6 protein-coding genes are annotated in these 6,834 nt (G+C 36.7%); 4 read left to right on the top strand and 2 right to left on the bottom strand.

Annotated elements, in window-relative coordinates; translation table 11 throughout:
- Positions 1 to 255: 255 nt before the first annotated feature.
- Complete coding sequence (locus FW754_RS15350; protein WP_409512424.1) at positions 256 to 819, bottom strand: peptidylprolyl isomerase; 564 nt, start codon at positions 817 to 819, stop codon at positions 256 to 258.
- Between the two features lie 169 nt (positions 820 to 988).
- Between FW754_RS15350 and FW754_RS15345 the strand changes: the two genes are divergently transcribed.
- A complete protein-coding gene (locus tag FW754_RS15345) occupies positions 989 to 1,675 on the top strand; it encodes an acetoacetate decarboxylase family protein (protein WP_446325120.1) in 687 nt (228 codons plus the stop codon).
- An 88-nt stretch (positions 1,676 to 1,763) separates the two neighbouring features.
- Here the strand turns inward: FW754_RS15345 and FW754_RS15340 are convergent, their stop codons facing one another.
- Positions 1,764 to 2,828 (bottom strand): alpha/beta hydrolase, encoded by a 1,065-nt coding sequence (locus tag FW754_RS15340; RefSeq protein ID WP_409512426.1) that lies wholly within the window; start codon positions 2,826 to 2,828, stop codon positions 1,764 to 1,766.
- 213 nt (positions 2,829 to 3,041) lie between these two features.
- Here FW754_RS15340 and FW754_RS15335 point away from each other — a divergent pair, with 213 nt between their 5' ends.
- The 3 genes from FW754_RS15335 to dnaK all read left to right on the top strand — a co-directional run bounded on the left by FW754_RS15335 (position 3,042) and on the right by dnaK (position 6,795).
- Entirely contained in the window at positions 3,042 to 3,518 is a 477-nt protein-coding gene (locus FW754_RS15335; protein WP_446325119.1) for a hypothetical protein, read from the top strand.
- Between the two features lie 676 nt (positions 3,519 to 4,194).
- Entirely contained in the window at positions 4,195 to 4,737 is a 543-nt protein-coding gene (gene grpE, locus FW754_RS15330) for a nucleotide exchange factor GrpE (RefSeq protein ID WP_446325118.1), read from the top strand.
- Positions 4,738 to 4,854: 117 nt separating this feature from the next.
- On the top strand, positions 4,855 to 6,795 hold the full coding sequence (gene dnaK, locus FW754_RS15325) for a molecular chaperone DnaK (RefSeq protein WP_409512429.1): 1,941 nt from the start codon (positions 4,855 to 4,857) through the stop codon (positions 6,793 to 6,795).
- The last annotated feature ends 39 nt before the right edge of the window (positions 6,796 to 6,834 follow it).

Raw genomic sequence — 6,834 nt, 5'->3', positions numbered from 1 at the left:
ATGATTCGTCATCATCAAGCGCCGGTACTTAATAAACTTAACAACTCAGCACTTCGTGCTTCGTTCGTTTCCGTCTATCTCGTCGGTATGGGGTGCATTCTATAGCATTTCAGTTTGATGACAAGTACTTTTAACCAATTGTTTTATCGTATGTTGTATTTTTAAACGATATACTTTTTAAAAAACGACATATTTCACATAAGTATTTAATTATAAAGCAGAAACATATTTTTTTATTTCTGCTTTATTTTTAAATTATTTTGTAGGTACTGTTTTGTAGCTAATACTGAGAATTTTAATCGGTTGTTTAGGCACATCTTGATACATACCGTAGCTTCCTGTCGGCACATTAACCATCTTATCGACAATTTCCATACCTTTAGTAACTTTACCAAATACAGCATAACCAGGATTACCTGCAGCTTTATTTAGAAAGTCATTATTTGCAACATTAATAAAAAACTGACTGGTTGCTGAATCTGGATTATTGGTACGTGCCATTGCCAATGTACCACGTGTATTTTTCAGACCATTTGAAGACTCATTTTTAATGGCTGCCTGAGTTGGCTTTTCAATCATTTTTTCATTCATACCACCGCCTTGAACCATAAAGCCTGGGATGACACGATGAAAAACAGTTCCGTTATAAAAATTCGTTTTAGCGTAGTTTTTAAAGTTAGCAACTGATAATGGTGCTTTATCATCATAAAGCTCAATATCAATGTTACCAAGATTGGTTTTAATTTGCATGTCTGTATTGGCAAATGTATGACTCGCAAGAAGTACCAAACCTAAACTTAATCCTATCTTTTTGATCATTCTTTTATTTCCTAAAACGTTTTAAATTCATGATGACTATATTAGTCTGCTTTGAATCATGAAAGTTATTTCGATTACAAACATTGAATAAATATTATCAATAACGTCATACAGTCTTTTGCATATCTTCAATAAAAAATACATATGTGAAAATGAAGGATTGCCTCTTATGAATCAAATAGTTTTAGCACAGCATTTACATACTGAATTGCCTTGGCATCTTTCGGGTGAAGGCTATATTTTAAATTATTGGCTCAATCCACAATTGATTGAGCAGTTTATGCCTTTTGGTTTAAAAAAATCTAAATTCGGTCGCTTAGTTCAAATCATGCTCGTGCGTTATCACAGTTCACCCGTTGGTCCTTATGATGAATTACTTTTTTTAGACCATGCCAGCAATGGTTTAAATATGCATTCGCATATACCTAAAATTTATGTTTCAAGCCAAGCTTCCGTAGATGAAGGGCGCTATCATTGGGGGATTCCTAAAGAACTTGCTCAATTTGAGTTGAGTTTTTCACCAACTCAATTGAGCTGTCAAATTTCGGTGAACAATGAAATACTTAATATTCAACTAAATTTATCTCAAAAAACTTTACCAGTTCAGATCTCCTCTCGTATTTTTCCTGCTCATTTTTTTAAAATTGAACAACAAGATCAACAATACCGCTATCAGTTCGCACCTCATTTTAAAGGTCGCTTAGCTTATATTCCTCATGCCGAATGGCAAAACACTCAAAATATTTTCCCCGATCTATCGCAAGCAATTTTTATGAAAGGCTTTTATTCGACTGACTTTCAGCTCACTTTTCCTGAGGCATTAAAAATAGCGTTATCCTCAAGTAAATCGTCTTGAAATGAACAAAGATCATATTAAAAAACCGTTGTTTCATGCTCATTTGAAACAACGGTTCGACTTAAAGCGAAATAAGCTTACTCAACAATTAATATTTATCCCAAAATTTACGGAATTCTTTACACATTTCAATTAAGTTCTTTTTCGCTTTTCTTGAAATTGGCGTCAGATTAATAAAGCCATGTGTTTGATCTTCATATTCATGATAATGTGCTTTGACACCTTCTTGACGTAATTTATAAGCATAAATTTTGCCTTCATCGTGCAGAACATCGTGCCCTGCTGTCACAATAAAAGCAGGTGCAACTTTTTTTAACTGACCATTAATGGGCGAAATAATTGGATCATCAAGCTCCATTTTATGTCGAGTCACATAATAATCCGTCACATAGTCAATATCTTGTCCTGTCAGTACAAGACCATCTTTATAAGCAAAGAAAGATGGATGGCGACTCTTGAAATCTACAGCAGGATAAATCAAGAACTGCGCTGATGGTGCATAGCTTGTATTGACTGCACGTTGCGAAATCACCGCACTGATATTTCCACCTGCACTATCTCCTGCTACCGCAATACGATTTTTTAAAATTTTAAATTGTCGACGATTTTGATAGACCCATGCCAATGCATCTTCACACGATTGAATTAATGCTTTCGGTCCAACTTCAGGTGCCAGCGGGTAATCTATACTCAGTACTTGCGCTTTAGCATGCACAGCAATTAAACGACAAACTTCATCATGCGTATCAACGCTACCCACCACAAAACCACCACCATGATAAAACACGATCATCGGCAGTTTTTTACCCAGTGCAGGGTGATAATGTCGTGCGTAAATACTGCCACTTTGTAAGGGCAAACGAATATCTTCAACAAATTGAACATGCGTAGGTTTATGAATAATAGACTGCATTTGTGATTCAAAGGCTTTGCGTGATCTCTCAACACTTTCCCCAATAAAACCCACTTTGCCTTGTTTTAACTGCGCTGCCATTAAACATTTAGTAAAGCTATCGAGCTGTGGGTACTGATAGGGATAACCCAATAGTTTAGCTAATGATTCTTGTGCAAATTTCGGTAAGCGATCTAAGGTACGACCTGCTGCACCCTGTCCCTGTTCAATCTTTTCTTGTAAATTTTGTGTAAAAGCCATTACTGTTCATTCCTTAATTCTTATCCCTGACTCTTCATATTCTCTACATGATCAGTCTCAATATGACTATATTCTTATACAAGTCATATAATCAACATACAAATAAAACACTTATATTAAGCTAATCTGACTCTATGTCCTTGTCATTGACAATTTTGCTTTTTAACAGATTTTTTTTTGCTATTGATGTATGAATTATTGGAGGCAATCAACATGATTAAAGCACTTATTGCAACAATCACTACCGCTTTTCTCGCTGTTGGCTGTGTTGCTTTTCCTGAGGATGGCTATTCATCACGTGGCGGTTATTACGGTAATACGAGTTATGGAACGTACGATGACCGAGGTTATAAACGTAACAATCGTCATTATGATGATCGCTATGATCGTGAGCGTGCTTATCGCTTACAACAAGCGCGTATTGAACAAGATCGCCGACAGCGTCAACTTGATCATGAACGTAGGCAATTTGATCAAACTAAACGTGATCAATACCGACTAGATCAAGCCAAATGGCAACAACGCCAACAGGAATGGCAAAAGAAACAACAAAACCACAACCATAACAATGGTCAAATGAATCGCCCAAATCATAAAACTGAGAACAATACATCTAACCTAAATCAAAGCAATAAGAAACGTGATAACCGTCGTGGAGCGTTCAATCATAGCAATAACCAAGACAGATAAGTCTTAATTCACACTCTCAAAATATAAAGCTTATACATGAAGCGAGGCATAATGGTCTTTATGGCTCGCTTTTATTTTTCTATTTTCTATGTAAAAAAGTCAATTTACTTTTTAATTGGCAAAAAAAAAAGCTTACCCAATTGATTTGGATAAGCCATTAAAACAAAAAAAGAAACTACAGCTATAGATTCTAGTTAAATATAATACAGCGAGTATCCATACATGAAAAATACTTTTTTCACCTCTCTGTAATACCTTTTAAATATTAAATGATCAATCACCCCTGACTTTCAAAAGTTGTACTTAACTCTAAATTTTGATAATTCATGCCCTATTTATAATTATTTTTATATATAAAAATCAAAAATTTAAGATATTAAATTCAACTTAGAAACCACACTCATACAATTCGCTTCACTCTATAAAAACTGACAGTTCAAGAATGATCGTTTTGCATACTATCATTCAAAAGTTATAGTCAATGTCATCAAAAATCAGCATTTTTAGACCAATATCGCTAATTAGGTAAATTTAATCGGCATTATTGCTTGAATTTTTATCTCTCGCCCCGATTTCTTTAGTAATCATGAAATTTATCACTCATGGCAGTTCAGAGTGAATATTGAAGCCTAAAGGACTGTACATGTTTAAGAACCTATTTAAAGGGAGCAAATCAATGGCGACTGAGCAAAACGAACAAGCTCAAGATCTTCAACAAGAGCAAATTGCAGAACAAGAATCGGCACATACTGAAACTGAACAAACTGAAGTGACTGCTGAAGATTTACAGCAACAAATTTCAGTTTTAGCCGAAAGCCTAAAACTTGAAAAAGCTCGTACTGCAAATGCTGTATATGAAGCTCAGAAAAGTGTTGAGCGCATTCAACGCGAATCTGAAAAGCACAAAGATACGGTTTTGGAAAAATTTGCCAAAGAGTTGCTTGATACAGTCGATAATTTAGAGCGCGCAATTGCTGCTGCAGGTGAAGACAATGCAATGGTTGAAGGCGTAAAACTAACCCTAAAATCTTTACTCACAACTTTAGAAAAATTTGGTATTACCGAAGCAGACACAACACGCGGCTTTAATGCTGACCTCCATCAGGCAGTAGGGATTGATCCAACGGCAAAAGCCAATGAAATTGGCACTGTTCTACAAAAAGGCTACACCATCAACGGTCGTTTACTGCGTCCTGCAATGGTCATGGTAGGCGCCTAAGCCTTATAAACTTGAGAGTTTTCAATTTTTTTATGCATTTTGACTTGAAAAATTTTGAATGGCTCTCATATTGAATAACAAGCAAAACACTGTAAAAAAAATTGAGGAATATATCGCATGGCTAAAATTATTGGTATTGATTTAGGTACAACAAACTCTTGCGTAGCTGTACTTGAAGGCGACAAAGTAAAAGTAATCGAAAACGCTGAAGGCGCACGTACAACACCATCTATTGTTGCGTATAAAGATGGTGAAATCTTAGTAGGTCAATCAGCAAAGCGTCAGGCTGTAACCAACCCGAAAAATACACTATATGCAATCAAACGTTTAATTGGTCGTAAGTACCAAGATCAAGCAGTACAAAAAGATATTGGTCTTGTACCATACAAAATTGTTCAAGCTGATAATGGTGATGCTTGGGTTGATGTCAACGACAAAAAACTTGCACCACAACAAGTTTCTGCTGAAATCTTGAAAAAGATGAAGAAAACAGCTGAAGACTACTTAGGTGAAACAGTAACTGAAGCGGTTATTACCGTTCCTGCTTACTTCAACGATGCTCAACGTCAAGCAACTAAAGATGCAGGTAAAATTGCAGGTTTAGAAGTTAAACGTATCATCAACGAACCAACTGCTGCTGCACTTGCGTTTGGTATGGACAAGAAAGAAGGCGACCGTAAAATCGCTGTATACGATCTTGGTGGTGGTACATTTGACGTATCAATCATTGAAATTGCAGACCTTGATGGCGACCAACAAATCGAAGTATTGTCTACAAATGGTGATACATTCCTTGGTGGTGAAGACTTTGATAATGCATTGATCGATTATCTTGTTGAAGAGTTCAAAAAAGAACAGAACTTCAACTTAAAACAAGATCCTCTTGCATTACAACGTTTGAAAGAAGCAGCTGAAAAAGCGAAAATTGAACTTTCTTCATCAACTGCAACTGAAATTAACTTGCCATACATCACTGCAGATGCGACTGGTCCTAAACATTTAGTGATTAGCGTAACACGTGCAAAATTGGAAGGTTTAGTTGCTGATTTAGTTGCTCGTACCATTGAGCCTTGCCGTATTGCGCTTAAAGATGCGGGTCTTTCGACTTCTGACATCTCTGACGTAATCTTGGTTGGTGGTCAATCACGTATGCCAATGGTTCAACAGAAAGTTCAAGAATTTTTCGGTAAAGAACCACGTAAAGACGTAAACCCTGATGAAGCTGTAGCAATGGGTGCTGCAATTCAAGGTGCGGTACTTTCAGGTGACAAAACTGATGTACTTTTACTTGATGTAACTCCGCTTACACTTGGTATCGAGACTATGGGTGGCGTGTTAACAGCAATCATTGAGAAAAACACCACGATTCCTGCGAAGAAATCTCAAGTGTTCTCAACAGCTGCTGACAATCAACCTGCTGTAGATATTTCAGTGTTCCAAGGCGAACGTAAAATGGCTCAGCAAAACAAATTGTTGGGTAACTTCCAATTGGGCGACATTCCACCTGCTCCACGTGGTGTGCCACAAATTGAAGTATCATTTGACATCAACGCCGATGGTATCTTGAAAGTATCTGCGAAAGATAAGAGCACTGGTAAAGAGCAATCTATCCAGATTAAAGCAAACTCAGGTTTGTCTGATGCTGAAATCGAAGCAATGATTAAAGATGCTGAAGCGAATGCTGAAGAAGATCGTAAGTTCGAAGAACTTGCTAAAGCACGTAACGAAGCAGATGCTTTAGTTGCTAGCTCACAAAAAGCAGTAAAAGACCTTGGTGAACAAGTGACTGCTGATGAAAAAACTGCAATCGAAACTGCGGTTTCTGAGCTTGAAGCTTCTACTAAAGAAAATGACGTTGATGATATCAAAGCGAAAACTGAAGCTTTACAAAATATCATCATGCCAATTTCTCAACGTGCTTATGAAGCAGCACAAGGTCAAGGTGGTGCTGAAGGTTTTGATCCTAGCCAATTTGCTGGCGATGCGGGTCAACAACAAAAAGCGGACGATGGCGTTGTAGATGCTGAGTTCACTGAAGTTAAAGATGACAAAAAATAATTTGTCAATTTAACCTTGCTTTAAAATAAAAAAAACCGT

This window comes from Acinetobacter sp. 1207_04 (assembly GCF_052850415.1).
The sequence above is the reverse complement of the archived record's forward strand: the minus strand, read 5'-3'. Positions and strand labels throughout refer to the sequence as shown.

Bases quoted from the DNA above. Each gene is read 5' to 3' on its own strand.
- FW754_RS15350 (WP_409512424.1), bottom strand. From the start codon at position 819: ATGATCAAAAAGATAGGATTAAGTTTAGGTTTGGTACTTCTTGCGAGT.
- FW754_RS15340 (WP_409512426.1), bottom strand. From the start codon at position 2,828: ATGGCTTTTACACAAAATTTACAAGAAAAGATTGAACAGGGACAGGGT.
- FW754_RS15335 (WP_446325119.1), top strand. From the start codon at position 3,042: ATGATTAAAGCACTTATTGCAACAATCACTACCGCTTTTCTCGCTGTT.
- FW754_RS15345 (WP_446325120.1), top strand. From the start codon at position 989: ATGAATCAAATAGTTTTAGCACAGCATTTACATACTGAATTGCCTTGG.
- grpE (WP_446325118.1), top strand. From the start codon at position 4,195: ATGGCGACTGAGCAAAACGAACAAGCTCAAGATCTTCAACAAGAGCAA.
- dnaK (WP_409512429.1), top strand. From the start codon at position 4,855: ATGGCTAAAATTATTGGTATTGATTTAGGTACAACAAACTCTTGCGTA.